At 63.1% G+C, this 26,414-nt stretch carries 23 protein-coding genes; 9 read left to right on the forward strand and 14 right to left on the reverse strand.

What is annotated here, in order from left to right; all coding sequences use genetic code 11:
- The first annotated feature begins 20 nt into the window (after window positions 1-20).
- A complete protein-coding gene (hpaH, locus tag IB263_RS26390; protein WP_034799390.1) occupies window positions 21-824 on the forward strand; it encodes a 2-oxo-hept-4-ene-1,7-dioate hydratase in 804 nt (267 codons plus the stop codon).
- Between the two features lie 42 nt (window positions 825-866).
- Here the strand turns inward: hpaH and IB263_RS26395 are convergent, their stop codons facing one another.
- The 4 genes from IB263_RS26395 to gcl form a co-directional block, all read right to left on the reverse strand.
- A complete protein-coding gene (locus IB263_RS26395) occupies window positions 867-2,135 on the reverse strand; it encodes a glycerate kinase (protein ID WP_034799388.1) in 1,269 nt (422 codons plus the stop codon).
- 238 nt (window positions 2,136-2,373) lie between these two features.
- Entirely contained in the window at window positions 2,374-3,258 is an 885-nt protein-coding gene (locus tag IB263_RS26400) for a 2-hydroxy-3-oxopropionate reductase (protein WP_034799385.1), read from the reverse strand.
- Window positions 3,259-3,263: 5 nt separating this feature from the next.
- Window positions 3,264-4,079, reverse strand: a complete 816-nt coding sequence (gene hyi, locus IB263_RS26405) for a hydroxypyruvate isomerase (RefSeq protein ID WP_060530281.1) — start codon at window positions 4,077-4,079, stop codon at window positions 3,264-3,266.
- Window positions 4,080-4,156: 77 nt separating this feature from the next.
- The gene (gene gcl, locus IB263_RS26410) at window positions 4,157-5,941 is read right to left on the reverse strand and encodes a glyoxylate carboligase (protein WP_034799378.1); all 1,785 of its coding nucleotides are present in this window, start codon (window positions 5,939-5,941) and stop codon (window positions 4,157-4,159) included.
- Window positions 5,942-6,112: 171 nt separating this feature from the next.
- On the opposite strand from gcl, the gene IB263_RS26415 reads away from it, so the two are divergent.
- A complete protein-coding gene (locus IB263_RS26415) occupies window positions 6,113-6,934 on the forward strand; it encodes an IclR family transcriptional regulator (RefSeq protein WP_034799375.1) in 822 nt (273 codons plus the stop codon).
- Between the two features lie 89 nt (window positions 6,935-7,023).
- Here the strand turns inward: IB263_RS26415 and guaD are convergent, their stop codons facing one another.
- Window positions 7,024-8,376: a guanine deaminase gene (guaD, locus tag IB263_RS26420; RefSeq protein ID WP_034799372.1), complete on the reverse strand. Its 1,353-nt coding sequence runs from the start codon at window positions 8,374-8,376 to the stop codon at window positions 7,024-7,026.
- Complete coding sequence (locus IB263_RS26425; RefSeq protein ID WP_089043748.1) at window positions 8,373-9,611, reverse strand: urate hydroxylase PuuD; 1,239 nt, start codon at window positions 9,609-9,611, stop codon at window positions 8,373-8,375. The genes guaD and IB263_RS26425 overlap by 4 nt, the downstream gene beginning before the upstream one ends.
- A gap of 147 nt (window positions 9,612-9,758) precedes the next feature.
- Here IB263_RS26425 and IB263_RS26430 point away from each other — a divergent pair, with 147 nt between their 5' ends.
- Entirely contained in the window at window positions 9,759-10,673 is a 915-nt protein-coding gene (locus IB263_RS26430) for a LysR family transcriptional regulator (RefSeq protein ID WP_034799367.1), read from the forward strand.
- 189 nt (window positions 10,674-10,862) lie between these two features.
- On the opposite strand, the gene IB263_RS33995 is transcribed toward IB263_RS26430, so the two are convergent.
- On the reverse strand, window positions 10,863-11,504 hold the full coding sequence (locus IB263_RS33995; RefSeq protein ID WP_206615364.1) for a hypothetical protein: 642 nt from the start codon (window positions 11,502-11,504) through the stop codon (window positions 10,863-10,865).
- A 269-nt stretch (window positions 11,505-11,773) separates the two neighbouring features.
- Window positions 11,774-12,700, reverse strand: coding sequence for a LysR family transcriptional regulator (locus IB263_RS26440; protein WP_089043747.1), 927 nt, complete (start codon window positions 12,698-12,700; stop codon window positions 11,774-11,776).
- Between the two features lie 94 nt (window positions 12,701-12,794).
- Between IB263_RS26440 and IB263_RS26445 the strand changes: the two genes are divergently transcribed.
- Window positions 12,795-13,604: an NAD(P)H-dependent oxidoreductase gene (locus tag IB263_RS26445; protein WP_089043746.1), complete on the forward strand. Its 810-nt coding sequence runs from the start codon at window positions 12,795-12,797 to the stop codon at window positions 13,602-13,604.
- A 12-nt stretch (window positions 13,605-13,616) separates the two neighbouring features.
- Here the strand turns inward: IB263_RS26445 and xdhC are convergent, their stop codons facing one another.
- The 4 genes from xdhC to uraH are packed head-to-tail and all read right to left on the reverse strand — an operon-like array spanning window position 13,617 to window position 18,709.
- A complete protein-coding gene (gene xdhC, locus IB263_RS26450; RefSeq protein WP_089043827.1) occupies window positions 13,617-14,483 on the reverse strand; it encodes a xanthine dehydrogenase accessory protein XdhC in 867 nt (288 codons plus the stop codon).
- 18 nt (window positions 14,484-14,501) lie between these two features.
- On the reverse strand, window positions 14,502-16,841 hold the full coding sequence (xdhB, locus tag IB263_RS26455) for a xanthine dehydrogenase molybdopterin binding subunit (protein WP_089043745.1): 2,340 nt from the start codon (window positions 16,839-16,841) through the stop codon (window positions 14,502-14,504).
- 11 nt (window positions 16,842-16,852) lie between these two features.
- A complete protein-coding gene (xdhA, locus tag IB263_RS26460) occupies window positions 16,853-18,334 on the reverse strand; it encodes a xanthine dehydrogenase small subunit (RefSeq protein WP_089043744.1) in 1,482 nt (493 codons plus the stop codon).
- 3 nt (window positions 18,335-18,337) lie between these two features.
- On the reverse strand, window positions 18,338-18,709 hold the full coding sequence (uraH, locus tag IB263_RS26465) for a hydroxyisourate hydrolase (RefSeq protein WP_034799357.1): 372 nt from the start codon (window positions 18,707-18,709) through the stop codon (window positions 18,338-18,340).
- 172 nt (window positions 18,710-18,881) lie between these two features.
- Between uraH and puuE the strand changes: the two genes are divergently transcribed.
- From puuE to IB263_RS26480, 3 genes are all read left to right on the forward strand, one after another.
- Window positions 18,882-20,297, forward strand: coding sequence for an allantoinase PuuE (gene puuE, locus IB263_RS26470; RefSeq protein WP_060521702.1), 1,416 nt, complete (start codon window positions 18,882-18,884; stop codon window positions 20,295-20,297).
- Window positions 20,298-20,307: 10 nt separating this feature from the next.
- Complete coding sequence (gene alc / locus IB263_RS26475; RefSeq protein ID WP_089043743.1) at window positions 20,308-21,327, forward strand: allantoicase; 1,020 nt, start codon at window positions 20,308-20,310, stop codon at window positions 21,325-21,327.
- A gap of 71 nt (window positions 21,328-21,398) precedes the next feature.
- Window positions 21,399-21,884, forward strand: a complete 486-nt coding sequence (locus IB263_RS26480; RefSeq protein ID WP_034799348.1) for an ureidoglycolate lyase — start codon at window positions 21,399-21,401, stop codon at window positions 21,882-21,884.
- An 84-nt stretch (window positions 21,885-21,968) separates the two neighbouring features.
- Here IB263_RS26480 and IB263_RS26485 read toward each other — a convergent pair whose 3' ends face one another.
- Window positions 21,969-22,817: an AraC family transcriptional regulator gene (locus tag IB263_RS26485; protein WP_168711205.1), complete on the reverse strand. Its 849-nt coding sequence runs from the start codon at window positions 22,815-22,817 to the stop codon at window positions 21,969-21,971.
- Window positions 22,818-22,928: 111 nt separating this feature from the next.
- Here IB263_RS26485 and IB263_RS26490 point away from each other — a divergent pair, with 111 nt between their 5' ends.
- A complete protein-coding gene (locus IB263_RS26490) occupies window positions 22,929-24,182 on the forward strand; it encodes a cytochrome P450 (protein WP_089043741.1) in 1,254 nt (417 codons plus the stop codon).
- Window positions 24,183-24,224: 42 nt separating this feature from the next.
- Window positions 24,225-24,545: a 2Fe-2S iron-sulfur cluster-binding protein gene (locus tag IB263_RS26495; RefSeq protein WP_034799342.1), complete on the forward strand. Its 321-nt coding sequence runs from the start codon at window positions 24,225-24,227 to the stop codon at window positions 24,543-24,545.
- Window positions 24,546-24,700: 155 nt separating this feature from the next.
- Here IB263_RS26495 and IB263_RS26500 read toward each other — a convergent pair whose 3' ends face one another.
- Entirely contained in the window at window positions 24,701-25,993 is a 1,293-nt protein-coding gene (locus IB263_RS26500; protein WP_034799339.1) for an NCS2 family permease, read from the reverse strand.
- Window positions 25,994-26,414: the final 421 nt, after the last annotated feature.

Raw genomic sequence — 26,414 nt, forward strand, 5'->3', positions numbered from 1 at the left:
CGCTGAAGTCGGGGGGCGCCATGCTGAATGCAACCGAGATCGCCAAGGCCGCCGAAAGCCTGCATCAGGCCGAACGCGATCGAAAACAGATCGGGCTCCTGTCGCTCAAGCATCCCGAAATGACGGTCGACGACGCCTATGCGATCCAGGCGGCTCTGGTCCGGCGCAAACGCGACGACGGCCACCGCATCATCGGCTGGAAGATCGGGCTGACGTCCAATGCCATGCAGCAGGCGCTCGGCATCGACACGCCCGATTCCGGCGTGCTCTTCGACAACATGCTGTTCGACGACGGCGCAAGCATACCCGCCGATCGCTTCATCCAGCCACGGGTCGAAGCGGAGATCGCGTTCATCATGAAAACCGGGCTCAAAGGCCCGCGGGTCAACATCGTCCAGGTCCTGAACGCCACGGATTATGTCATGCCGGCGCTGGAAATTCTCGACAGCCGGATCGTCCGCACGGATCCGAAAACAAAGAAGGCGCGCATCCTCGTCGATGCGATCGCCGACAATGCCGCCAATGGCGGCCTCATCCTCGGCGGCCGCGCCGTGCGCCCCGATACGGTCGACATGCGCTGGATGGGGGCGATCGTCTCGCGCAATGCGGTGATCGAGGAAACGGGACTTGCGGCCGGTGTGCTCAACCATCCGGCGCGCGGCATCGCCTGGCTCGCCAATCGTCTCGCGCAATGCGGCGACGCGATCGAGCCCGGCCAGATCGTTCTCTCAGGCTCTTTCATCCGCACGCTCGAAGCCAGGAACGGCGACACGATCGTCGCCGATTTCGGCGCTTATGGCTCGGTCAGTTGCCACTTCGCGTGAAGTGTATAACGACAGGCAGGCTACACACCCGCCGCGCGGATATCACTGCACCAGGATGGCGCGGAAGTCGTTGACGTTGGTGCCCGTTGGCCCCGGCTTGAAGAGATCGCCGAGCGCATCGAACGCCGACCAGCTGTCGTTCTTCTGCAGGAATGTCGCGGCATCCAGCCGTTGCGCCGCGAGGCGGGCGATGGTGGTGTCGTCGGCGAAAGCGCCGGCGTTGTCCTCGGAGCCGTCGATGCCGTCGGTGTCTGCGGCCAGCGCCGAGACCCCTTTGGCACCGTCGATGCCGAGCGCCAGCGCCAGCAGGAATTCGCTGTTGCGTCCGCCCTTGCCCTTGCCGCGGATGGTGACGGTCGTCTCGCCGCCCGAGAGAACGACGACCGGTTTGGTGAACGGTCGACCGCGGCCGACGACTTCCCGGGCGATCGCCGCATGCACACCGCCAACGTCGCGCGCCTCGCCCTCGATCGCATCGGAAAGAATGATCGCGTCGATGCCGGCGGCACGCGCCTCTGCAGCCGCGGCCTCGAGCGAGACGGATGCGGATGCGATCAGCCGGACTTCGTTACGGGCAAAACGCGGGTCATCAGGAGATGGCGCGGCGCTTTCCGGGCTATTGATCCACGCCATAACCTTTGCCGGCAGGTTCAGACTGTAGCGCTCGATCAGCGTCAGCGCATCCTCGCGCGTGCTGGCGTCCGCCAGTGTCGGGCCGGAGGCGACCAGCGCCGGATCGTCGCCCGGAATATCGGAAACGATCAGCGAAACGACCTTGGCCGGATAGGCCGCGGCAGCCAGCCGACCGCCCTTGATCATCGAGACGTGCTTGCGCACGGCATTCATGGCGCTGATCGGCGCGCCGGAGGCAAGCAACGCCCGGTTGACGGCGATCTCGTCTTCCAGCGTCAAGCCGGGTGGTGGCGAGGGCAAAAGCGCCGAGCCACCGCCGCAGACGAGCGCGACGACAAGATCGTCCGCCGTCAGGCCGCCGACTTCGGCGAGCAAGCGCTTCGAGGCCAGTAAACCGTTTTCATCAGGCAGGGGGTGCGACGCTTCCAGCACCTCGATCGTCTCGCATGGGGCAGCATAGCCATAGCGGGTGACGATCACGCCCGAGAGCGGACCATCCCAATGGCGTTCGAAGGCGGCTGCCATCTGGGCCGCACCCTTGCCGGCCCCAACCACCACCGTCCGCCCCTTCGGTCGCGCCGGCAGGTTGGCCGCGATCACTTTCTCCGGATCAGCCGCGGCAACGGCCGAGGTGAACAGCGCTTCGAGGAAACGGCGTGGATCGGTGATGGTTGGCATTGGTCTCCCCCTGGAGGATGTCGCGTCGCTCCATCCTTATATGTCATCCCAGCGCAAATCGCGGTTGGAACTGCATGAAAGTCTCGGGCGGCGGTTCCTCCAACCGCCGCCCGGACGCATGACCGGTCCGGCACAATGGGACGCCGGACGAGTCATGCGCATTTAAGGTCGTCGCCTGATCTTTTCAAAGCGGCGCAATTCCTAACGGAAAACCGCTTCGCACGTTCCCTGGAATTGCTTAGGCAACCTGGTGGTTCGCCATGCGCTCCAGCGCCCGGACGAGGCCGGAGTGGTCTAGGCCGCTGTCGCCGTTGGCTGCGCAGTTGTTGAAGAGTTCCTGCGTTGCCGCCGTGTTCGGCAGCGAGATGCCGAGCGACTTGGCACCCTGGAGAGCCAGGTTGAGGTCCTTCTGGTGCAGCGAGATGCGGAAGCCCGGATCGAAGGTGCGCTTGATCATGCGCTCGCCGTGAACTTCGAGAATGCGCGAGGAGGCAAAGCCGCCCATCAGCGCTTCGCGGACGCGCGCCGGATCAGCACCCGCCTTGGAGGCGAAGACAAGCGCTTCCGAGACCGCTTCGATCGTCAGCGCAACGATGATCTGGTTGGCGACCTTGGTGACCTGGCCGTCGCCGCAATCACCGACGAGCGTGATGTTCTTGCCCATCAACTTCAAGAGCGGCAGGGCGCGGTCGAAGCTCTCCTGGGCGCCGCCCGCCATGATCGAGAGCGAAGCATTCTTGGCGCCGACTTCGCCGCCGGAAACCGGGGCGTCGATGTATTCGGCACCGGTCTCGCGAACTTTCTTGGCGAATTCCTTCGTCTCGATCGGCGAGATCGAGCTCATGTCGATGACGAGCTTGCCCTTGGAAAGACCGTAGGCGACGCCGTTTTCGCCGAAGAGAACATCCTTGACCTCAGGGGTATCCGGCAGCATCAGGATGATGGTGTCGACGGTTTCGGCCAACGCCTTCGGCGAGTCGACGAACTTGAGGCCGTTGTCGAGCAGCTCCTGGCGCGGCGGGATGACGAACTTCGAGGTGACGATGGTGTGGCCGGCATCCTGCAGGTGGCGCGCCATCGGCGTGCCCATGATACCCAGTCCAATGAAACCGATTGTTGCCATGGTGTTTAGCTCCTGATCTTGATGATGTCTGCGGATTGGGTGCGCTGGCGCTCGGCGCCGAGCCAGCCAAGGCCCTCGGCAGTCGTGGTGCGCGGCTTATATTCGCAACCGATCCAGCCGTCGTAGCCGGCCGCTTCCAGCGCGTCGAAGACGAAGGGATAGTTGATCTCGCCGGTGCCCGGCTCGTTGCGGCCCGGATTGTCGGCAAGTTGGACATGAACGATGCGATCGGCAAAGCGTTTGTAGGTGCCGATCAACTCGCCCTGCGTGCGCTGCTGGTGGTAGAGGTCGTACTGGATGAACAGGTTGTCGCTGCCGACCTCCTCAATGATCGAAGCCGCCTGCTCGACCGTGTTGAGATAGAAGCCCGGAATATCGAAGTCGTTGATCGGTTCGATGAGCAGGCGAATGCCCTGCTTGCCGAGTTCGCTTGCAGCAAGCTTGAGATTGGCGACCAGCGTGTCGCGCAGCACCTGTTCAGAGACACCGTGAGGCGCGATGCCAACCAGGCAGTTGACCTGCTTGCAGTCGAGCGCCGTCGCGTAGTCGATGGCGCTCGCCACGCCTTTGCGGAACTCGTCGACCCGGTTAGGCAGGATGGCGATGCCGCGTTCGCCGCTCGCCCAGTTGCCGGCCGGCAGGTTGTGCAGAACTTGGGTCAGGCCATGGCGCTGAAGCTCTGCGCGCAGGCTCACCTTTTCGAATTCGTAGGGAAACAGATATTCCACGCCCTCGAAGCCGGCCTTGGCAGCAAGGGCGAAACGATCGAGGAACGGCACCTCGTTGAACAGCATTGTCAGGTTCGCAGCGAACTTCGCCATGCGATGTTTCCTCCTTGTGTTTGTCTTGTGAGCGATGCGGGCGGCGGAGCGCCCGCATCTCCTCAGTCATTCAAGGCTCAGTCGAGCAGGGCCGTGATCGCGGTCGGCACGTCCTCGCCGCGCAGCGCCAGTTCCTCGAACTCGACGACTGCATTGATGTCGGCGCCCATGGAGATGTTGGTGACGCGCTCGAGGATGAACTCGATGACGACGGGAACCTGGTGCTCGTCCATCAGCGCGCGCGCCCGGTCGAAGGCTTCCTGGAACTCGTTCGGACTGCGCACCCGGATCGCCTTGCAGCCGAGACCTTCGGCAACCGCGACGTGGTCGACGCCGTAACCCTTCTCCGCATCGCCCGACGCGTTGATGTTGTCGAAGGCGAGGCTGACTTCGAAGTCCATGTTGAGACCGCGCTGCGCCTGGCGGATGAGGCCGAGATAGGAATTGTTCACGACCACATGCAGGTAAGGCAGCTTGTGCTGGGCGCCGACAGCCAGTTCCTCGATCAGGAATTGGAAGTCGTAGTCGCCTGAGAGTGCCACGATCGTCCGGTCCGGATCGGCAGCGCGAACACCGAGGGCCGCAGGCAAGGTCCAGCCGAGCGGTCCGGCCTGGCCGCAATTGATCCAGTTGCGCGGCTTGTAGACGTGCAGGAACTGGGCGCCGGCGATCTGGCTGAGGCCGATGGTCGAAACGTAGCAGGTGTCGCGGCCGAAGGCCTTGTTCATCTCTTCATAGACGCGCTGCGGTTTCAGCGGCGTCTGGTCGAAGTGGGTCTTGCGCAGCATGGTGCGCTTGCGCTCGCGGCACTCTTCCGCCCAGGCGGACCAGTCACGCAGCTTGCCCGCCGTCTTCCATTCCGTCGCGACATCGAGGAAGAGCTTCAGCGCAGCGCCGGCATCCGAGACGATACCGAAATCGGGCGCGAAAACGCGGCCGATCTGCGTCGGCTCAATGTCGACGTGAACGAACTTGCGGCCTTCCGTGTAGGTCGGAACGTTGCCGGTGTGGCGGTTTGCCCAGCGGTTGCCGACGCCGAGCACGAAGTCGGAGGCGAGCATGTTGGCATTGCCGTAGCGATGCGAGGTCTGCAGGCCGCACATGCCGGCCATCAGCGGATGGTCATCCGGGATCGTGCCCCAGCCCATCAGCGTCGGAATAACCGGAATTCCGGTGATTTCGGCAAATTCTGTCAGAAGGTCCGATGCATCGGCGTTGATGATGCCGCCGCCGGCAACGATCAGCGGGCGTTCCGCTTCGTTCAGCATCGCGATCGCCTTCTCGGCCTGGGCCCGCGTCGCCTTCGGCTTGTAGGCTTCAAGCGGCTGGTAGGTGTCCGGATCGAATTCGATCTCGGCAAGCTGGACGTCGACCGGCAGGTCGATCAGCACCGGGCCGGGACGGCCGGAGCGCATGATGTGAAACGCCTTCTGGAAGACGAAGGGAACGAGCGCCGGCTCCATGACGGTAACCGCCCACTTGGTGACCGGTGCTGCGATCTTGGCGATATCGACAGCCTGGAAATCTTCCTTGTCGAGACGGGCGCGCGGCGCCTGGCCGGTGATGCAGAGGATCGGGATCGAATCCGCCGAGGCCGAATAGAGGCCGGTGATCATGTCGGTGCCGGCCGGGCCCGACGTGCCGATGCAGACTCCGATATTGCCGTGCTTGGCGCGCGTATAGCCTTCGGCCATGTGGGAAGCGCCTTCGACGTGGCGCGCCAGGATATGACGAACCGAGCCGCGCGCCTTCAGCGCCGAGTAGAACGGATTAATGGCGGCACCCGGTACGCCGAAGGCACAGTCGATGCCTTCCTTTTCCAGAACAATAACAGCCGCGTCAACGGCACGCATCTTAGCCATGGGAACTCCTCCAATTTCCTGAAACAATAATCCATTATCGTCGATACGCAACACGCAAATGGAATTCATTTCCATCATGTGGAAATAAAGATTTTCAATAATTCGGAGAAAATCGCGGCATGGCCTGATAGAGGATGATGGGCGAGACACGTGATTTGCAGAGAGGCTTTTATGGACGGCAACGGCAGGGGAAAACGCGGACGCAAGGCGGGCGAGAACGCCGCCCCTTCATCCGTCCAGGTGCTTGATCGCAGTCTCGCCCTTTTGACGGTCGTGGCCGAAGGCGACGGCTCAACCCTCACCCAGCTCGCCGACGAGACCGGCATGGCGCCGTCGACCGTGCACCGGCTGCTGGCAACGCTTGCCGGCCACGGCATGGTGATGCACGACCCGGACACGGGCGCCTGGACAGTCGGTTTGAAGGCGTTCGAGATCGGCAACGCCTATCTGCGCTTCCGCAAGCTCGGCACCATCAGTCGGCCGTTTCTAAAAGGACTGATGGAGGAAAGCGGCGAGACGGCGAATATCGGCATCGAGGAAGGCGGCGACGTCGTCTTCATTTCGCAGGTCGAAAGCCACGCGCCGATGCGCGCTTTCTTCCGTCCCGGCCGCCGCGGTCCGGTTCATGCCTCCGGCATCGGCAAGGCCATCCTGTCCACCTGGTCCGACAAGGAGATCGCCCAACTGCTCCACGGTCGCGAACTCGCGCATTTCACCGACAAGACGCGCGATACGCTGCCGGCGCTGCTGAAGGATATCCAGGAGATCCGCCACCGCGGCTGGTCGGTCGACGACGAGGAGCACACGCTCGGCATGCGCTGCGTCGCCGCTCCGATCTTCAACGAATATGGCGAAACGATCGCCGGCATATCCATCTCGGGCCCGTCGGTCCGCGTCAGCGATCAGAAGCTCTCAACCTTCGGCCCCATCGTGCGCGAACGCGCGGATGCGCTGACCAAGGCGATGGGCGGCAAGCGACCGGAAGAGCTTTAAACCCCGACCAACTGAAACGCCGCGCGTCCGATCCGGACACGCGGCGTTATAATAAGCAATGCTGGCGAGCCAGCAGGGGCGGACGCGCCTTAGGCCGTTTCGAGGCTCTTTACTGCCGAGGTGGCTGCGTCCTTCGCAGCGCGTGCAGCTCCCTTCATCGGCTTGCCGGCGACATAGGTCTCGGCCACGCATCGGTCGTCACCCATCGTCTGCAGGATGAAGAGTTCCTCGACAAGCGAACCGGCAACCCGCATGCGCAAGTCCATCGACGGCTTGGCGCGGCTATCAAGCACCACGATATCGGCATCGGCGCCGACATGCAGCGAGCCGATACGGTCGTCGAGATCGAGCGCCCGGGCGTTGCCGAGTGTCATGCGGTAGAAGGAGTTGAATGGCGTCAGCCGCTGGCCCTGCAGGTGCAGAACCTTGTAGGCCTCGTCCATCGTCTCCAGCATCGAGAAGCTGGTGCCGGCGCCGACATCGGTCGCGACCGACCAGCGGGCGCCGAGCTTGTCGAAGCGATCGCGATCGAAGAGACCCGAGCCGAGGAACAGGTTCGAGGTCGGGCAGAAATTGCCGACGGCACCGGTTTCGGCGAGTACCGAAATCTCGCGGTCGCTCAGATAGATGCAGTGGCCGAGCAAGGTCTTGCGCGTCAGCAGATCGTAGCGCGCGTAAATGTCGGTATAGTCCTTCGCTTCCGGATAGAGCGACGTGGCGAAGGCGATTTCGTCCCTGTTTTCAGAGAGATGCGTCTGGACGTAGCACTCCGGATGCTCGGCGACGAGCGTGCGGCTCGCCTCCATCTGCTCCGGCGTCGAGGTGATGGCAAAGCGCGGGCTGATAGCGTAGTGCGCGCGGCCACGGCCGTGCCACTTGGCAATCAGCGCCTTCGTCTCGTCATAGCCCTGCTGCGCCGTGTCGCGCAGCGCATCGGGCGCATTGCGGTCCATCATCACCTTGCCGCCGATCATCAGCATGCCGCGCGCTTCAGCGGCCCCGAAATAGGCGTCGACGCTCTCCGGATGCACCGAGCAATAGGCGGCCGCCGTCGTCGTGCCGTTCGCCAGAAGCTCATCCAGGAAACGGCCGGCGATGAAGTCGGCATGCTCCGGTTTGCGGAACTTCTGCTCCTCGACGAAAATGTAGGTGTTCAGCCATTCGAGAAGCTGGGCGCCGTAGGAGGCGATCGCCTGCGTCTGCGGGAAATGCAGATGCGTATCGATCAGGCCTGGCAACACCAGATGAGGGCGATGGTCGGCGACCTTGACGCCGGCACCGGCACGACGGGCGACATCGGCATGATCGCCGATATCGGCGACCTTGCCGCCGCGCACGAGCACGGCGCCGTCTTCGAAGTAGCGATAGGAGGTGGTGTCGTCGATGCCCTTTGGTTCCTCGACGAAGGTCAGCACACGGCCGCGGATCAGCAGATCGGTCATTGGGTCTTTCCTCCATTCACGACGGATTCGTACCAGGCGACGAGCAGCTGCCGCTCCTCGTCCGATACGCCGGTGACATTGGCGGGCGGCATCGCGTGGCTGCGGCCGGCCTGCAGGTAGATTTCACGCGCGTGATTGGCGATCTCAGTGTCGGTCTCGAGCATCACGCCTTTCGGCGGGACGACGATGCCCTCCCAGCCCGGCTCCTTGGCATGGCACATGGAACAGCGGCCAAGCACCGTGTCGCGGACCTTCGGAAAGGCTTCCGCGGTGACGAACGGCTGTTGCGCGGCGGAAATCTTCGCCTCCTCGCCGCCGGTAAGAATCTTCGGCACGGTCGACAGCCACATGATGACGACGAAGAGCAGCGCAGTGACCAGCCAGGTCCAGGTCGGGTTGCCCTTGTTCGCGTGACGGGTGTTGAAATAGTGGCGGATGGTCACGCCCATCAGGAAGACCAGCGAGGCGATGATCCAGTTGTACTGGGTACCGAACGCCAGCGGATAGTGGTTCGACAGCATCAGGAAGAGAACCGGCAGCGTCAGGTAGTTGTTGTGGGTCGAGCGCTGCTTGGCGATCACGCCATACTTGGCGTCGGGCGTGCGGCCAGCGATCAGGTCGCCGACGACCACCTTCTGGTTCGGAATGATGATGAAGAAGACGTTGGCCGACATGATCGTTGCGGTAAACGCACCGAGATGCAGGAAGGCTGCGCGGCCGGTGAAGAGCTGCGTGTAGCCCCAGGCCATGCCGACCAGAATGAAGTAGAGCAGCACCATCAGTCGGGTGTTGTCGCGACCGAAGGGCGACTTGCAGATCGTATCATAGGCGAGCCAGCCGAAGGCAATCGAGCCGAGCGAGATGGCGATTGCCACCGGCTTCGAGACGTCGAGCACGTTCGGGTCGATCAGATAGAGGTCGGCGCCGGCGTAGTAGACCAGGCAGAGCATGCCGAAGCCGGAGAGCCAGGTGACATAGGACTCCCATTTGAACCAGATCAGGTGCTCCGGCATGTTGGCCGGGGCAACCAGGTATTTCTGGATGTGGTAGAAGCCACCACCGTGCACCTGCCATTCTTCGCCATAGGCGCCGGCCGGCAGGCCGGGATGTTTCTTCAGACCGAGGTCGAGGGCGACGAAGTAAAAGGACGAACCGATCCATGCAATGGCGGTGATGACGTGCAGCCATCTCACGGCAAAGGTCAGCCAATCCCAGGCGATGGCATAGTCGTACATGAAATTCTCCCATTTCTCCTCGGACCATTATGTGTCATTGCTGGAGGTCGCGGGAACGTCGCTGCTTCACCAACACTTTCAAAAAAATCTATAAAATAGCGACGGAATGGATAGGCTAGAGAGAGCCTGAAGGAGTGGGACGGAGGCATGTCTTATCTGGACAATGTGCGCGTCTTCGTACGCGTCGTAGAGCTTGGAACCCTGTCGGCAGCGGGTCGCGACCAGCGCGTGACGCCGGCGGTTGCAAGCAATAGAATCAAAGAGTTGGAACGTCATATGGGCGTTCGCCTGTTCAATCGGACGACGCGCAAGCTGACCCCGACGGAGCACGGTCGCGTCTTTTACGACGGCGCGGTGAAGATCCTCGAGGCTGTCAACGAAGCAGAAAATGCGATCGCCGATCTCTCGCGCAATCCGAAGGGCGCGCTGAAGATTACCGCTCCTTTGGGGATAGGTCGGCGGCTGATTGCATCCGGCATTCCGGAGTTTCACGACAAGTATCCCGACATCGAAGTGCGGCTTCGCCTGTCGGACCACAATGTCGATATCCTGTCGGAAGGCGTCGACGTCGCCTTCAAGCTCGGCATCCTCGAAGATTCGAACCTGCGCATGCGCGGCATCATGAATTGCGAGCGCGTTGTCTGCGGTGCGCCTGCCTATTTCGAGAAGCGGGGCATCCCTCAGACGCCCGACGCACTCATCGCCGACAAGCACGACTGTCTGCTGCTCAGGTATCCCGGTTCGAAAGAGTATTTCTGGACGCTCCAGACCATGGAAGGCGTGCGCAAGCTCGAAGTCACCGGACCCTATGATTCCGACGACGGCGACGTGCTGACGCAGTGGGCGCTCGACGGCCGCGGCATTATCAACAAGCCGCTGTTCGAGGTGAAGGCGCATATCAATTCCGGCGCACTCGTGCCGATCCTCGTCGACACGCCGCCGCTCAGCGTGCAGCTTGCGGCGATCTATCCGCACAAGCGGTTCCAGGACCCGAAGGTGCGACTGATGATCGATTACATGGCCGAGCGCTGTCAGCGCCTGATCAACGGAATGCTGGCCTGACCATTCGTCTTCCGGCCGTTTCGGCCTGGACCAAGGAGCAAGACTGCCCGCCCTAGGCATCGCCGGGGGCTGCCGGCGGCTCCTATCGACGGAGAGCCGATTCTTTCGCCCGGCACGGGGCGATCTCAAAGTAGTTTGCAAAAGAAAGAAGGCGCGCCGATGCGGCGCGCCCTCAATATTTTTCAGAGATCAGCGTTTCACGTCGCTGTGCTTCGACTTGCCGGGAACGCCGTCACCGCCGCCGTTGCCGAAGCCGTTGTTGGCGTGCTTGGGCTTGCCGCCACCGCCGCCGTCACCGCCGGTGCCGCCGCCATCGCCACCGGTGCCGCCACCATCACCACCCGTGCCGCCGCCATCGCCGCCGGTACCACCGCCGTCGCCACCGGTGCCGCCGCCATCGCCACCAGTGCCGCCGCCATCGCCGCCCGTACCACCACCGTCACCGCCCGTGCCGCCGCCATCGCCACCGGTGCCGCCGCCATCACCGCCCGTGCCACCACCGTCACCACCGGTGCCACCGCCATCGCCGCCGGTGCCACCACCATCGCCGCCCGTGCCGCCATCACCACCGGTGCCGCCCGTGCCGCCATCGCCCCCCGTTCCACCGTCACCGCCGGTACCACCCGTACCGCCATCACCGCCCGTACCACCATCACCACCGGTTCCTCCGGTGCCGCCAGTCCCGCCGTCGCCACCGGTGCCGCCCGTGCTGCCTTCACCACCGGTAGTACCCCCATCGGCGTGGGCAACGCCGATCATGAACGGCGCGCTATAGTGCGTCAGCACCGCGAATGCCGTGGACAAGAGCAGAGCACGCGTCAGTTTCTTCATAGTCGTCTCCCGATCTGATGCGTCCCCGTCTCTGTGCAATTGCGTAAAACGCGATTCGTCTGAAAAGCACTAAAGAAAATCCTGGACGCGTTACTTCCGCTAAGGTCGACCTCAGCGTCAACCTTATTTTAGAAACTACTGATGATAGACAGATCCGGAAGCAAAGGGTAAGCGACACATTTGTGGTATGGCTTACGGCGCACGGGTCATGCGACCGATCCATTCGGGTTAGGGATCACGCTGTCGCAGCTGGCGGACGGCCGAGGCCGCTAGGCCCTGGACCTCTCGATCCCCGGAAGGTTGCCGATCGCCTCGACCAGGAAATCAACCAACAGACGAACACGGGCGATGCCAGAGCGTTCCGGCACGATCAGCAGGCTGAGCGGCACCGCAGGCAATGAATAGTCCGGAAGCAGCGGCACCAACAGGCCGGCCTCGATCAGATCGTCGACGAGCCATCGGTGGGCAGGCGCGATGCCCCGGCCGGCGACGAGGGCCTCACGTGCAGCAAGCCCATGATCGATGCGAAGGCGTCCACCGAAGGGCACGGACAGATGCCGCCCGTCTGTGGCTTCGAAGTTGAGCCTGTCACTGCCGGCAATGTTCGACATGCGGATCCCCTCATGCGCCGAGAGGTCGCTTGGGGCGCGCGGAAATCCGCGCGCGGCCAGGTAGGCCGGAGCAGCCACCAGAAGACGCCGGCTCCGCCCAAGCGGCCTAAGCTTCATGGAGCTGTCGCTAAGCGGCCCGAGCCGCAACGCGACGTCGATGCCTTCCCGCACGAGGTCGATGCGCTCGTCGGTCAGGCTCAGATCGACGCCGATGTCGGGATGCCTGTCCTGGAAAGCAAAGATCAGCCGGGTAACATGCAGCACTCCGAATGCGGACGTGCAGGACACACGAATGGTACCGGCAGCAGCCCCACGCGCACCGCGCGCTTCGTCGCCGGCCTGTTCTACCAGTCGCAGGATCTGGACGCTATCGGCGTAGTAACGGCTGCCTTCGTCGGTCACCGTGACGCGACGGGTGGTGCGGCTAAGCAGCGGCACGCCGATCGCTTCCTCGAGCTCTCGCAGCTGCCGCGTCACCGTCGACTGGCCGATGCCGAACTCACGCGCAACAGCCGAAAGACTGCCCCGCTCGGCGACGCGCACGAAGGTGCGCATGCGTTCAAGCGTAACATCAGATTTATCCATTTTTCGGCATGATCCTATGCATTTCGAATATCTACCGCATAGGGATGGGGCGGTCTACCTAGAGTCTCAGTTGATGGCACCGAGGATATCGACCATGAAAGTTCTGCTTGTTTATGCCCACCCCGAACCGCGTTCACTGAACGGCGCGCTGCGCGATATCGCCGTCAAGACGCTTGAGGCGGAAGGCCATGAGGTTCGTGTCACCGATCTCTATGCCGAGGGATGGAAGTCCGAGATCGGTCGCGCCGATTTTCCGGCCCTTGCCCCCGATGCCCGGTTCAAGCCGAGCCGCGCGTCGAAGGAGGCCTTTGCCACCGATACGCTGACCGCCGACGTCAAGACCGAGCAGGAAAAGCTGCTCTGGGCCGACGCGCTGATTCTGCAGTTTCCGCTGTGGTGGTATTCAATGCCGGCGATCCTGAAAGGCTGGGTCGATCGCGTCTATGCCTACGGCTTTGCCTATGGCGTCGGCGAGCACAGCGACAAATATTGGGGCAGGCGCTTCGGCGAGGGAACGCTGGCCGGCAAACGCGCCATGCTTGTCGTGACGACGGGCGGCTGGGAGGAGCACTATTCGCCGCGGGGCGTGAACGGGCCGATCGACGACCTGCTCTTCCCGATCAACCACGGGATCCTCTTCTATCCCGGTTACGACGTGCTCCCGCCGTTCGTCGCCTACCGCGTCGACAGCCTTGACGACGCTGGTTTTCAAGCCACAGCGGATCAACTGAAAGAAAGAATGCACACGCTCGCGACAACTGCGCCCATTCCCTATCGCCGGCAGAACGGCGGGGACTATGCGATCCCGACGCTTGAACTCCGACCGGAGGTCGGCGACCCGCGCATCAACGGCTTTGCGCTCCACCTCAACGGTGCGCACCGGGGCGAAACGGCGCTCCGCTGACGGGCGGATTTGCTAGCGAGCAAGCTTGGCGGCAGCCGGCCGACGCGAGATGTCCGCTTGCACCGGCTGGCGAAAATTGAGCGCAGCCGCCATGACTTCGGCGGCGGCAAGCGCAGCGATCACCGCTGGCCGCTTGTCCTTCACCGTCGTGCCGCCGATCGGGCAGACCAGCCGGTCGAAGAGGTCCGGTCGACCGATCTCGCGCGACAGCCAGTTCTTGAAAGTGGAGCGCTTCGTCTTCGAGCCGATCATGCCGACATAGGAGGCATCGTCGCGGCGAAGCGCTTCTGACGCGATCAGGAAGTCGAGCGCGTGGTCATGGGTGAGGATGACGAAGGCGCTGCCGGGAGGCGCGTCGCGCACCACTGCCTCCGGCATCGCCGTCAGGCAGGTCTCGATGCCGGGAATGTCGGCAACGGCCGAAAGCTCGTTCTCGCGGGTATCGACGAGAACGGTGCGCACCGGCACCAGGGAGAGCGCCATCGCCAGTGCATCGCCGACATGGCCCGCGCCGAAGACATAGACATGCGGCCGGCTGGCGATTTCCAGGTCGCTGCGTTCAATCAGCATGGCGGCTTTCTCCCGATCGATTCGTGTAAAGGCAAGCGCCACGCGCCCGCCGCAACACTGGCCGATCTCCGGTCCGAGCGGGATCGTCATCGCCTCCGGCGCGTCGCCGCGCTTCAGCGCCCGCCGGCCATGGTCGATCGCCATGTATTCGAGTTGCCCGCCGCCGATCGTGCCGAACAGGCTATCGGCGGCGACGAGCATCCAGGCGTCGGTATCGCGTGGCGTCGAACCGGCGGCACCGGTCACCTCCACAAGCACGCAGTCGCGCTCGCGTCGGAGAAAGTCCCTGATATCCTCGCGGCTCGCCACCATGACAATCAGCCCCTCTTACCCTTTCTGCCGTGCGGCCGCCCGCAGCCGCTCGATCGCCATCAGCACCCTTTCCGGCGTTGCCGGCGCATCGAGGCGCGGTGCTATACGATACTCCGCAACACTCGCGGCCGCCATCGACAAGGCTTCCAGCACGGAGATGCCGAGCATGAAAGGCGGTTCGCCGACAGCCTTCGAGCGGCGAATCGTTTCTTCGCGGTTGACCGACCACTCGGCAAGCCGGGTGTTGAAGACGCGTGGCCGATCCGAAGCCAGCGGGATCTTGTAGGTCGAGGGCGCGTGCGTGCGCAGCCGGCCCTTGGCATCCCACCAGAGCTCTTCCGTCGTCAGCCAGCCCATGCCCTGAACGAAGGCGCCTTCGACCTGACCAAGATCGAGCGCCGGATTCAGCGAGCGGCCGACATCGTGCAGGATGTCGGTGCGGTCGACCTGATATTCACCGGTCAGCGTATCGACGCTGACCTCGGAGCACGAGGCGCCATAGGCGTAGTAGAAGAACGGGCGACCCCGGCCTTCGGCGCGGTTCCAGTGGATCTTCGGCGTCTTGTAGAAACCGGCGGCCGAAAGCTGGATGCGGGCGCCATAGGCGATCTTGATGAACTCGTTGAAGCTCAAGCGTTCCGCTCCGATCCGCACCACGTTCGGTTCGAAGGCGACATCGGCCTCGGCGACGTTCCAGCGCTCGGCAGCAAACTTGACCAGCCGTTCCTTGATCTGTTGGGCGGCATTGGCAGCGGCCATGCCGTTGAGATCGGAGCCGGAGGACGCCGCGGTTGCAGACGTGTTCGGCACCTTGCCGGTCGTCGTCGCCGTCACCTTGATCCGGTCGAGATCGACCTGGAACTCGTCGGCCACCACTTGGGCGACCTTGGTATAAAGCCCCTGCCCCATCTCGGTGCCGCCATGGTTCAAATGGATCGAGCCATCCGTATAGACATGCACCAGCGCGCCGGCCTGGTTGTACTCGGTCTTGGTGAAGGAGATGCCGAACTTTACCGGCGTCAGCGCGATGCCGCGCTTCACCACATTGTTCTCGCGGTTAAACGCGATCACCGCTTCGCGACGCTTGGCATAATCCGCGGAGGTTTCCAGTTCCTCGATAATGCGGCCGATGATGTTGTCTTCCACGGTCTGGTGATAGGGCGTGAGGTTTCGGCCCTCGCCGCCGTAGAAGTTCAGCTTGCGGATTTCCAGCGGGTCCTTGCCGACGGCATAGGCGATGTCCTCGATCATTCGTTCGCCACCGACCATCCCTTGAGGGCCGCCGAAACCGCGGAACGCGGTGTTGGAAACGGTGTTGGTCTTCAGCGGACGCGAGCGCAGGCGCACGTTCGGATAGAAATAGCAGTTGTCGGCATGGAAGAGCGCGCGGTCGGTGACCGGACCCGAGAGATCAGCCGAGTAACCGCAGCGTGCCGAGAAAACGGCGTCCACCGCCTCGATGCGCCCCTCGTCGTCGAAGCCGAGCTTGTAGTCCACGTGGAAGTCGTGACGCTTGCCGGTGGCGCTCATGTCGTCGTCGCGGTCCGGCCGGACCTTGACCGGGCAGCGGTATTTCTTGGCCGCGACGGCCGCAACGGCGGCGAAAATGTTGGCCTGGGTTTCCTTGCCGCCGAAACCGCCGCCCATGCGGCGCACATTCACGGTGACCGCGTTCGACGGAACGCCAAGCACGGTCGCGACCATGTGTTGCGTCTCGGCCGGGTGCTGGGTCGAGGAATAGACGAGCACCTCGTCGTCCTCACCGGGAATGGCAAACGAGATCTGGCCTTCCAGATAGAAGTGGTCCTGGCCGCCGATGCGCATCTCGCCTTCGAGAATGTTCTTCGCCTTGGCAAAGCCGGCGTCGATGTCGCCACGCTCGAGCTTCAAGGGATCGATGACCAGCGGATAGTTGGCGGCAGCCGCTTCGAGCACGTCGGTCACATGCGGCAGATCGCGATATTCGATCTTGACCTTGGCTGCGGCACGGCGGGCGGCCTCGCGTGAAGTGGCAATGACTGCGAAGATCGGCTGGCCGTGGAACTCCACCTTGTCGGTGACGAAGATCGGTTCGTCGTGCTTGTGCGCCGGGCTGATGTCGTTTTCACCGGGAATGTCGGCGGCCGTCAGAACGCCGATCACGCCTTCGCTGGCGTTCACGGCCTCAAAGTCAATCGACAGGATGTCGGCGTGCGCCCGCTGCGAGAGGCCGAGATAGCCGTGCAGGGTGCCCTGGGGCTCAGGAATATCGTCGATATATTCGGCCGTTCCGGACACATGCTTGTGGCCGGACTCGTGCCGTTCGTTTTCGTGTACGCCGCCGCGGATGCGGTCGATGGGCTGCATCACGTTCATGGCTTCCTCCCTTAAACCGCGACAGCAATGGTGCGATCGAGACGGAGCTGGCCGCCACTCGACTGCGTTTCGAGATAGAAGCGGCGAAGCAGGTTCTTCGCCACCAGTTGGCGGTACTCCGCCGAGGCGCGCCAATCGGTGAGCGGCGTGAAGTCCTGATCGAAGGCTGCGACAGCGCGCTCGACCGTCTCCTCGTTCCACTCGGCGCCTTTTAGCACCGCCTCCACATGAGCGGCTCGCTTCGGCGTAGCGGCCATGCCGCCGAAGGCGATGATGGCGTCGCTGACCCGACCTGCCTCGAAGGCGATGTTGAAGCCGCCGCAGACGGCGGTAATGTCCTCATCCAGACGCTTCGTCACCTTGTAGACGGCCACGCGCGCCTTATCCGAAACGAAAGGAATGCGCACGCTTTCCACGAACTCGCCCGGCTCGCGGTCCTGCTTGCCGTAGGCGATGAAGAAGTCCTCGAGCACCACCGTGCGGCGGCGATCGCCCTTGCGCAGCGTGATCGCGGCGCCAAGCGCAATCAGCGCCGGCGGGGTGTCGCCGATCGGCGAGCCGTTGGCAATGTTGCCGCCCACGGTGCCCATGTTGCGGACCTGCTGGCCGCCGATGCGATCCCAAAGCTCGGTCAGTTCAGGGAAGTGCGCGACGATAACGGGGTAGGCTTCGGCGTAGCTGACGCCGGCGCCGAGCGTCACGCCGTCGGCATCGACCGTGATGCGGCGCAGTTCTTCAAGATGGGTCAGGTGAATGACCGGTGAGATGTCGCGCATGAATTTGGTGACCCAGAGGCCGACATCGGTCGAACCGGCAACGATCGTCGCCTTCGGGTTGGCTTCGAGCACGGCGGCGAAATCATCGACCGAGCCCGGCAGGATGAAGCGCTCAGTCTCGGAGCCGATTTCCACGCGACGGCCATCCTGAAGTGCTGCCAGTTCGCCTGCGATCCGGTCGCGTTCGGCAACCAGCGGATCCTTGCCGATGTCGCCGATCGTCGAGATCGCCTCGGCGGCGCGGATGATCGCGGCATAGCCGGTGCAGCGACAAAGATTGCCCTGCAGCGCCTTTTCGATTTCGGCGATCGACGGCTTCGAGTTCTCCATCCAGAGGCCATAGAGCGACATCACGAAGCCCGGCGTGCAGAAACCGCACTGCGAGGCATGCGTGTCGACCATTGCCTGCTGCACCGGATGCAACGGGCCAGCCGGCTGCGCCAAACTATCCACCGTCACGATATGACAGCCGTCGAGCGAGCCGACGAAACGGATGCAGGCATTGACGGATTCATACTTGAGCTTGCCGTCGAGCAGGCGGCCGATAAGCACGGTGCAGGCACCGCAGTCGCCCTCGGCGCAGCCTTCTTTCGTGCCCTTCAGATTGCGGTCGATGCGCAGAAAATCGAGCAGAGTCTGAACCGGCGAAACATCGGCAAGTTGGACGAGGCGGTGGTTCAGGATGAAGCGGATGGTGTTGCGGATTTGGATCGTCATTGCTCAGCTCCCGCGATAGGTGGAGTAGCCATAGGGCGAAAGCAATAGCGGCACGTGATAGTGCGCGCCCTGGTTATCGATGCCGAAGCGGATTGGGATCACGTCGAGGAACGGGTTGTCACCGCGCTTGGCTGCGCCGCCGAGATAATCGCCCGCATGGAACTGCAGCTCGTAGGTGCCGGTCTGCATGCGCTCGCCGCTCAAAAGCGGCTCGTCACAGCGGCCGTCGTCATTGGTCTTGACGGACTTGATATGCGTCTGGCGATCGCCATCGACCCGGTAGAGCTCGATGCGCAGCCCTTCGGCCGGTTTGCCGCTGGCCGTATCCAGCACGTGCGTCGTCAAACGGCCGGCGTTTCCACCCTGAGATTGCATAGTTTTCGCTCCTCCCGAAGTCAGCTTTCCACCTCGCAGTATTCCGGCATTCCCACCCGCTTGGTAGCGACCGGATCATTCGAGACTTTCAAATTTTTTGAGGGGAATGGCTCGAAACAAAAGCCGCTAGAAATTGGATGCAGAGACGAAAATGTCTGGAGGAGCTGCTTAGATGAGATACCCCCGCGATCTTCACGGCCACGGCCCGAACTTCAAGATCACATGGCCCGACGGCGCGCGGATCGCCGTGCAATTCGTCATCAATTACGAGGAAGGCGGCGAGAACTGCGTGCTGCATGGCGACGCAGCCTCCGAAGCATTCCTGTCGGAAATCGTCGGTGCGCAGGCCTGGCAGGGCCAGCGCCACTGGAACATGGAATCGATCTACGAATATGGCGCACGCGCCGGCTTCTGGCGGCTGCATCGCATGTTCACCGAGCGCGGCGTGCCGGCGACCGTCTATGGCGTCGCAACCGCGCTGAAGCGCTCGCCGGAACAGGTCGCCGCCATGCAGGACGCCGGCTGGGAAATCGCCTCGCACGGCCTGAAATGGATCGAACACAAGGACTTTTCGCCGGAGCGCGAGCGCCAGGAGATCGCCGAGGCGATCCGGCTGCACACCATCGTCACCGGCGAGCGCCCGCGCGGCTGGTATACGGGGCGCTGTTCCGACAACACGCTCGACCTCGTGACGGAAGCCGGCGGCTTCGACTATGTATCGGACGCCTATGCCGACGACCTGCCCTATTGGCATGAGCATGCGGGGCGCCATCAGCTGGTCATCCCCTACACGCTCGACAGCAACGACATGCGTTTTGCCACGCCGCAGGGTTTCAACAGCGGCGACCAGTTCTTCAGCTACCTCAAGGACAGCTTCGACGTGCTCTACGCCGAAGGTACGGCCGGTGCGCCGAAGATGCTGAGCATCGGGCTGCACTGCCGCCTCGTCGGCCGGCCCGGCCGCGCCGCGGCACTCGCCCGCTTCCTCGATTATGTGCAGGGCCACGAGAAGGTGTGGCTCGCAAAACGCGTCGATATCGCCCGCCACTGGGCCGAAAACTACCCGTACAAGGCCTGGGACGATCGTCCGTCGCGGCTTGGCGAAGAGGCGTTCGTCGCCAGGTTCGGCGGCGTCTTCGAACATTCGAAGTGGATCGCGAAGCGCGCCTTCCAGGGCGAACTTTCGCCGGCCAACGACACCGCGATCGGCCTTGCCGCCGCCCTTTCCGCAGTCTTCCGCGAAGCTTCGGCCGAGGAGCGGCTTGCTGTTCTGATCGCCCACCCCGATCTCGCCGGCAAGCTGGCGCAGGCCAAGCGCCTGACCGAAAGCTCGACCAACGAGCAGGCCGGTGCCGGCCTCGATGCGCTGACCGATGCCGAGCGTGAACGCTTCACCACGCTCAACGCCGCCTATGTCGAGAAGTTCAAGTTCCCGTTCATCATGGCGGTCAAGGGCCGCAGCAAGGACGAGATCCTCGCCGCCTTCGAAAGCCGGATCGGCAACGATCGCGATACGGAGTTCGAGACCGCGTGCCGGCAGGTGGAGCGGATCGCCTATCTGCGCCTCAAGGACATGCTGCCGAGCTGAGGGTCTCGCGATGACGATCGACGGCGTGAACCCGCCCGAATTCGCGCTGAACGCGATCAACCTTGCCTCCGCCGGTCTCGGCGCGCGGCCGGTCTTTGCAACCGACGAGTTCTTCGCGCCGCTCGAACGCATGCTGCAGGACGCGCCGCCGGTCTATCATCCCGGTGTCTATGACGAGAACGGCAAGTGGATGGACGGCTGGGAGACGCGGCGACGCCGCGGCCCCGGCAACGACCACGCCATCGTGGCACTCGCGACGAACGGCCTCATCCGGGGCTTCGAGGTTGATACCGCTCATTTCACCGGCAACTACCCGAGCGCTTGCGCCATCGACGCCTGCCTGGCACCGGATGGCCCGGACGATCGGACGGTCTGGACGGAGCTGGTCTGCCCTCGGCCGCTTGGCCCGAGCGCGCTGCATCACTTCGAAGCGCGGTCGGATTCTGTCTGGAGCCATGTGCGCTTGCGCATCTATCCCGACGGCGGCGTCGCCCGCCTTCGGGTTTACGGCGCGCCTGCGCTAGACCGGGCAGCGATCGGCGACACGGTGGTCGATCTGGCCTCATCATTGCTCGGCGGGCGCATCATCGCCTATTCCAACGGACACTACGGCCACCAGCGGCTGCTTGCGCCCGGACGCGGCATCAACATGGGCGACGGTTGGGAGACCCGCCGGCGGCGCGAGCCCGGCAACGACTGGATCGTGGTGAAACTCGCCGCGCGCGGCGAGATCGACCGGATCGTGGTCGATACCGCCCACTTCAAGGGCAACTACCCGGACGCCTGTTCGCTGCAGGCGGCAGACCTTGGAGCGAACGCTTGCGAAGTGACCGCATCCATTACGGCATCGTCGATGTTCTGGCGCGAGGTCCTGCCGCCGCAGAAACTCGCCGCCGACAGCATCCACACCTATGAAGCAAGCGCACTCGCGATCGCGGGTCCGGTAACCCACGTGCGCTTCAACATCTTCCCCGACGGCGGCGTCAGCCGGCTGCGTGTCTTCGGGCGTATTGCGAAAGCCGGCATCTAGATCGTTTCGCCGAGGAGGCGAAGCGATCAAACTTCCAGGCAACCCATCAACATTGGACGGAGGAGCGTCACATGAAGGAGATCGTCATACAGCCGTTGACCCGGGAGGCCTTTGCGCCTTTCGGTGACGTGATCGAAACGGAGAATGCCAACAACTTCCCCATCAACGGGGGCAATGCAACCCGCTACCACGACCTCGCCAAGATCGATACAACAGGCGAAAAGGCCCGGCCCATGATCAGCCTGGTGCGCGGCGTACCCTATCCTCTGCCGCTGAAACTCACCATGGTCGAGCGTCATCCCCTCGGCAGCCAGGCCTTCATCCCCTTGAGCGACAATCCGTTTCTGATCGTCGTCTCCCGGGAAACCGACGAAGGCCCGAGTGAACCGATCGCCTTCAAGACCACCCCGGGCCAGGGCGTCAACATCGCCCGCAATGTCTGGCACGGCATCCTGACGCCGCTCGATGACGTCTCGGATTTCGCGGTGGTCGATCGCGGCGGCGAAGGCGTCAATCTCGAGGAACATTTCTTCAAGGAGCCGTTCCTGATCGTGTGAATGAATGCATGACCCGGTCGTCCGGTCGGGTTATCGGTGCGCCAGGGCCTCGCTGGCCGCCGAAATCGGACGAAGGCTGCGGCCTCAATAGCCGCCATCCCGCCGGAATTTCGTCGGCGTGTATCCGGTCACGCGGCGAAAATCGCGCGAGAAATGATAGGGATCCGGATAGCCGCAGACGGCGGCCACCGCCGAGACCTTGGCATCGGGCCCAACCAGCAGGCGTTTCGCTTGGTTGATCCGCTCGTGGCGCAGCCAGTCCATCGGCGTCGTTCCCACCATGTCGCGAAAGCGACGAAAGAGTTGCGACGGGCTCAGCCGCGCAAGCGCCGCAAGATCGTCGATCGTCCAGCGCCTGGCGAGATCGCCGCGCATCACCGACAGCACCTGAAGCAAACGGTCTTCACCAGACCTGTCCTCGGCCGGTTCGGCTCCGATCAGCCGTGGCGCGATCATGTCCGCCATCAGCCCCGCGATCGCGGCGCTCGACAGGGCGTCCGTCGCCGGCGAGCGTTCGGCAAGAAATCCGCTCACACTTTCGAACGCCGCCTGTGCCCTCCGCGGGTCTCTCGGCACGAACAATGGCGACTGCTGCACGCCGAGAAACTGGTAGAGCGCATCAAGCCCGTGTCCCTCGATCCCCATCCAGAGATAACGCCAGCTTTCGCTGTCGGCAGCGCAGCTATGCGCATAGGCCTGAGAGGTATCGAGCCAGGCAACACTGCCGGTTTCGGCCGGGAAACGTTGACCGTGCACCTCGATCAACCCGCGTCCGCCTGTTGTGTAGACGAAGACGTGCTGGTGGAACCGTTTGCGGATCGGCGCCTCGTCAGGGCGCGCCGTCCGGCTTCCGGCCACCAGCGCCAGATAGGGAAACGCACCTGCGAATTTTGCCGGGGTGTGGAAATGGATCTCTTCGCTTTCAGTCAGCATGCCATTTTCTGGCATCCGATGCGAGTTTTGTCCATCATCTTGCGACAAGGCGCCATTCACAGAGCTACGGCAGTGACGTTATCATGCAGCTTTATGCACGGAGAATTGCCCATGACCGAAGCCGCGCCGAATGGCGATGGCGCGAATTTCACCTTCGCGCCGCTGTCCCCGGATTTTGCTCGCGATCCCTATCCGACCTATCGCGCGCTGCGCGAAAAGGAGGGGCTGCACTACTTTGCGGATTTCGACATCTGGCTTGCCTCGCGCTTCGAGGACGTCTCGGCGATCGTCATGGACAAGCGCATGGTGCGCTCGCTCGAAGACCTCGCGACCAAGGAAGAGCTCTCAAAACTGCAGCGCGCCGCCAATTGGCACGACATGCCACACCACGAGCGTTTCGTGCAGTTCAGCCTGCTCGACAGCGACGGTGCCGTGCATGACCGCTTGCGCAAGCAGGTCTTCAAACTATTCACGCCTGCGATGATTGCGAAGCTCCGCGACCAGATCCAGGCCTATGTCGATCGGCTGATCGATAGCCTCGCCGATCGCGGCGAGATCGACTTTGTCGATGATCTGGCCGCCCATGTTCCCGGCCATATCATCGGCCGCCTGCTCGGCGTGCCGGACGAGGACTGTCCGCAGTTGCGGATCTGGTCGGAAAACATCGTGCAGTTCTTCGACGTCGACCGATCCGACGCGCGCAAGGAGCTCGCCGAGCGCAATACGACCGAGTTCTACGAATACCTGACGGCCTTGAAGGCCGAACGTGAGCGGGCGCCGAAGGATGACCTCATCTCGGTGCTGATCGAGGCGGAGCGCACCGGCGCCATGAACTTCGACGAATTCATCTCCACCTGCATGCTGATCCTGATGGCCGGCCACGGTTCCACTATCGATGTGCTTGGCAGCGGCATGCATGCACTCTTGCGCTTCCCCGAGCAGATGGCGCGGCTGCGGAGCGAACCCGGCCTGATCCAGACCGGCGTGCAGGAGATGTTCCGCTACGAGTCGCCGCTTCCGTTCTTCCACCGCCATTGCGTCGAGGACATCGAGATCTTCGGCCGTCGCTTCGAGCGCGGCACCAAGTTCGGCCTGCTCTATGGCGCCGCCAACCGCGACCCCAAGCAGTTCGAGAATGCCGACACGTTCGACATCGGCCGGACGCCCAACCGTCATCTCGCCTTTGGCGGCGGCGTGCATTTCTGTCTCGGCAACCACCTCGCGCGCCTCGACATGGATATCATCTTCAGCACCCTGCTTCGCCGTTTCCCAACCATCGAACTCGTCGACCGGGAGCCGGAATACAAGCGCGGTCTTTCTGTCCGTGGACCCAAGCGGCTGAAGATCGCCATCCGGCCGGCCTGATCCCATATCCTCGACACCAACATACGCAATCGGAGAATACCCATGCCCAAGATCGTCTTCATCGACGCGGACGGCACGACGAAAGAAATTCATGCGGAGATCGGCCAATCGCTGATGTCAGCCGCCGTGCAGAACGGCATCGACGCCATTGCCGCCGAATGCGGCGGCTCCTGCGCCTGCGGCACCTGTCACTGTTACATCGACGGCGAATGGAGCGACCGCCTGCCGGCGCCCGAGTTCCAGGAACAGGACATGATCGAGTGCGTCGTCAATCCGAACGAGCGCAGCCGCCTGAGCTGTCAAATCACGGTGTCGGCTGAACTCGACGGCCTTGTGGTGCATCTGCCCGCCGGGCAATACTGAGCAAATCCAGGAAAAGTGTGAAGCGGCTTTCCGTTCGGATTTGCGCTCTTTAAGCCAGATCGAGGCAAAAAGGCCGAAGCAACATTTCGTTGCTCCGGCCAGCACTTACGGGGAAGTTCTGATCGGCCGAGGCGGCATGCCCCGGCCGATTTTCGTTATTCGGCGAAGAACGCGAAGCGCACGATGAAGAGCGCTGCCACGAGCTGGGTTGCCGGGTGGATGACGCTCCACTTACCGGTGAAGACCTTCAAGACGACATAGCTGACGAAGCCGAAGGCGAGGCCGTTGGCGATCGAGTAAGTGAAGGGCATGGCGAGTGCTGTAAGCGCTGCCGGAGCCGCTTCCGTCAGGTCGTCCCACTCGACTTCCGTCAGTTCGCGCATCATCAGGCCGGCAACGTAGAGCAGAGCCGGGGCCGTCGCATAGGACGGAACGGCAGCTGCCAGCGGCGAGAAGAACAGCGCGGCCAGGAAGAGCACGCAGACGGTGAGCGCGGTCAGACCCGTGCGGCCGCCGGCCTGGACGCCCGAGGCACTTTCGACATAGGCGGTCGTGCTGCTGGTACCGATCAGCGAGCCGGCGACGATCGCGGTGCTGTCGGCGAGAAGCGCGCGGCCCAGACGGTTCGGCTTGCCTTCTTCCACCAGTTTGGCGCGCTTGGCGACACCGATCAGCGTGCCGGTAGCGTCGAAGACTTCGACGAGCACGAAGACGAGGATGACATGCAGCAGGCCGCCGTGCAGGGCGCCCATGATGTCGAGCTGCAAGAAGGTCGGCGCGATGCTCGGCGGTGCCGAGACGATGCCCTTGAACTCGCTGACGCCGAGGATCATCGACAGGACGGTGACGACCAGGATGCCGATCAGGATCGAGCCGCGAACTTTTAGCGAGTCCAGAACGGCAATCACGAAGAAGCCGAGGATCGCGAGTAGCGGGCCAGTCTGCTTGAGGTCGCCGAGACCGACGAGCGTTGCCGGGTTGTCGACGACGATGCCGGCGTTCTTCAGGGCGATGATGCCAAGGAAGAGGCCGATACCGGTGGCGATCGCGCTTCGAAGCGAATGCGGAATGCCGGCGATCAGCCAGCTTCGGACCCCCGTCACGGTCAGGATCAGGAAGATCACGCCCGAGATGAAGACAGCACCCAGCGCCTGCTGCCAGGTGAAGCCAAGCGCCGCAACGACGGTGAAGGCGAAGAAGGCGTTGAGGCCCATGCCCGGCGCCATGCCGATTGGCCAGTTGGCGACGAGCGCCATGACCGCAGAGCCGAGTGCCGCGGCAATACAGGTTGCGACGAAGACGGCATCCCTATCCATGCCCGTGCTCGACAGGATGTCGGGGTTGACGAAGATGATGTAGGACATCGTCAGGAATGTCGTGATACCGGCGATCACCTCGGTGCGCGCCGTCGTCTGATGCTCTTTCAGCTTGAATAGTCGTTCAAACATCTTTCCTCCCTTGGCGGCGTCACCACGACGCAGCCGAACGACAGTGAGCGGGAAACCGTCTCCTCCAGTTCCCGACCAGTGCATTTCGAACGCCCGGATGTTCCCGGAACGATCGCTTCGCTTTAGGCTTCGTGCCGGCTGGCGATCGTCCGCCCTCTTTCGGACGACGCGAATGCCTCTTGCACAGCCTTTGGATTGTGCGACTTCCGGACGCAGACCGCTAGCCGTCCATTCCCGGGATCGATGAGGAAAGACTTTCAAATTTTTCGGAGAATTTGAGAGGCTGCTGGCCTACGCTTGCGGGGGTATTTTCCACCGTTCGCGCGACTGGAAATGCCGTGAACAAATATCTTGAAGGCCTATTGACCTTCCAACGGTGGGAGACGCCATGTTTGTCTCACAACCGAACCAAGGAGACAAG

It is taken from the genome of Ensifer sp. ENS03, assembly GCF_014852035.1.
GTDB lineage: Bacteria > Pseudomonadota > Alphaproteobacteria > Rhizobiales > Rhizobiaceae > Ensifer > Ensifer adhaerens.

Coding starts and splice junctions, on each gene's coding strand:
- gcl (WP_034799378.1), bottom strand. CDS start 5,941: ATGGCTAAGATGCGTGCCGTTGACGCGGCTGTTATTGTTCTGGAAAAG.
- xdhA (WP_089043744.1), bottom strand. CDS start 18,334: ATGACGATCCAAATCCGCAACACCATCCGCTTCATCCTGAACCACCGC.
- IB263_RS26485 (WP_168711205.1), bottom strand. CDS start 22,817: ATGCTGACTGAAAGCGAAGAGATCCATTTCCACACCCCGGCAAAATTC.
- IB263_RS26445 (WP_089043746.1), top strand. CDS start 12,795: ATGAAAGTTCTGCTTGTTTATGCCCACCCCGAACCGCGTTCACTGAAC.
- IB263_RS26415 (WP_034799375.1), top strand. CDS start 6,113: ATGGACGGCAACGGCAGGGGAAAACGCGGACGCAAGGCGGGCGAGAAC.
- guaD (WP_034799372.1), bottom strand. CDS start 8,376: ATGACCGATCTGCTGATCCGCGGCCGTGTGCTGACCTTCGTCGAGGAA.
- IB263_RS26500 (WP_034799339.1), bottom strand. CDS start 25,993: ATGTTTGAACGACTATTCAAGCTGAAAGAGCATCAGACGACGGCGCGC.
- xdhB (WP_089043745.1), bottom strand. CDS start 16,841: ATGAACGTGATGCAGCCCATCGACCGCATCCGCGGCGGCGTACACGAA.
- alc (WP_089043743.1), top strand. CDS start 20,308: ATGACGATCGACGGCGTGAACCCGCCCGAATTCGCGCTGAACGCGATC.
- IB263_RS26480 (WP_034799348.1), top strand. CDS start 21,399: ATGAAGGAGATCGTCATACAGCCGTTGACCCGGGAGGCCTTTGCGCCT.
- IB263_RS26425 (WP_089043748.1), bottom strand. CDS start 9,611: ATGTACGACTATGCCATCGCCTGGGATTGGCTGACCTTTGCCGTGAGA.
- IB263_RS26430 (WP_034799367.1), top strand. CDS start 9,759: ATGTCTTATCTGGACAATGTGCGCGTCTTCGTACGCGTCGTAGAGCTT.
- IB263_RS26440 (WP_089043747.1), bottom strand. CDS start 12,700: ATGGATAAATCTGATGTTACGCTTGAACGCATGCGCACCTTCGTGCGC.
- uraH (WP_034799357.1), bottom strand. CDS start 18,709: ATGCAATCTCAGGGTGGAAACGCCGGCCGTTTGACGACGCACGTGCTG.
- hpaH (WP_034799390.1), top strand. CDS start 21: ATGCTGAATGCAACCGAGATCGCCAAGGCCGCCGAAAGCCTGCATCAG.
- IB263_RS33995 (WP_206615364.1), bottom strand. CDS start 11,504: ATGAAGAAACTGACGCGTGCTCTGCTCTTGTCCACGGCATTCGCGGTG.
- IB263_RS26495 (WP_034799342.1), top strand. CDS start 24,225: ATGCCCAAGATCGTCTTCATCGACGCGGACGGCACGACGAAAGAAATT.
- puuE (WP_060521702.1), top strand. CDS start 18,882: ATGAGATACCCCCGCGATCTTCACGGCCACGGCCCGAACTTCAAGATC.
- IB263_RS26400 (WP_034799385.1), bottom strand. CDS start 3,258: ATGGCAACAATCGGTTTCATTGGACTGGGTATCATGGGCACGCCGATG.
- hyi (WP_060530281.1), bottom strand. CDS start 4,079: ATGGCGAAGTTCGCTGCGAACCTGACAATGCTGTTCAACGAGGTGCCG.
- IB263_RS26395 (WP_034799388.1), bottom strand. CDS start 2,135: ATGCCAACCATCACCGATCCACGCCGTTTCCTCGAAGCGCTGTTCACC.
- IB263_RS26490 (WP_089043741.1), top strand. CDS start 22,929: ATGACCGAAGCCGCGCCGAATGGCGATGGCGCGAATTTCACCTTCGCG.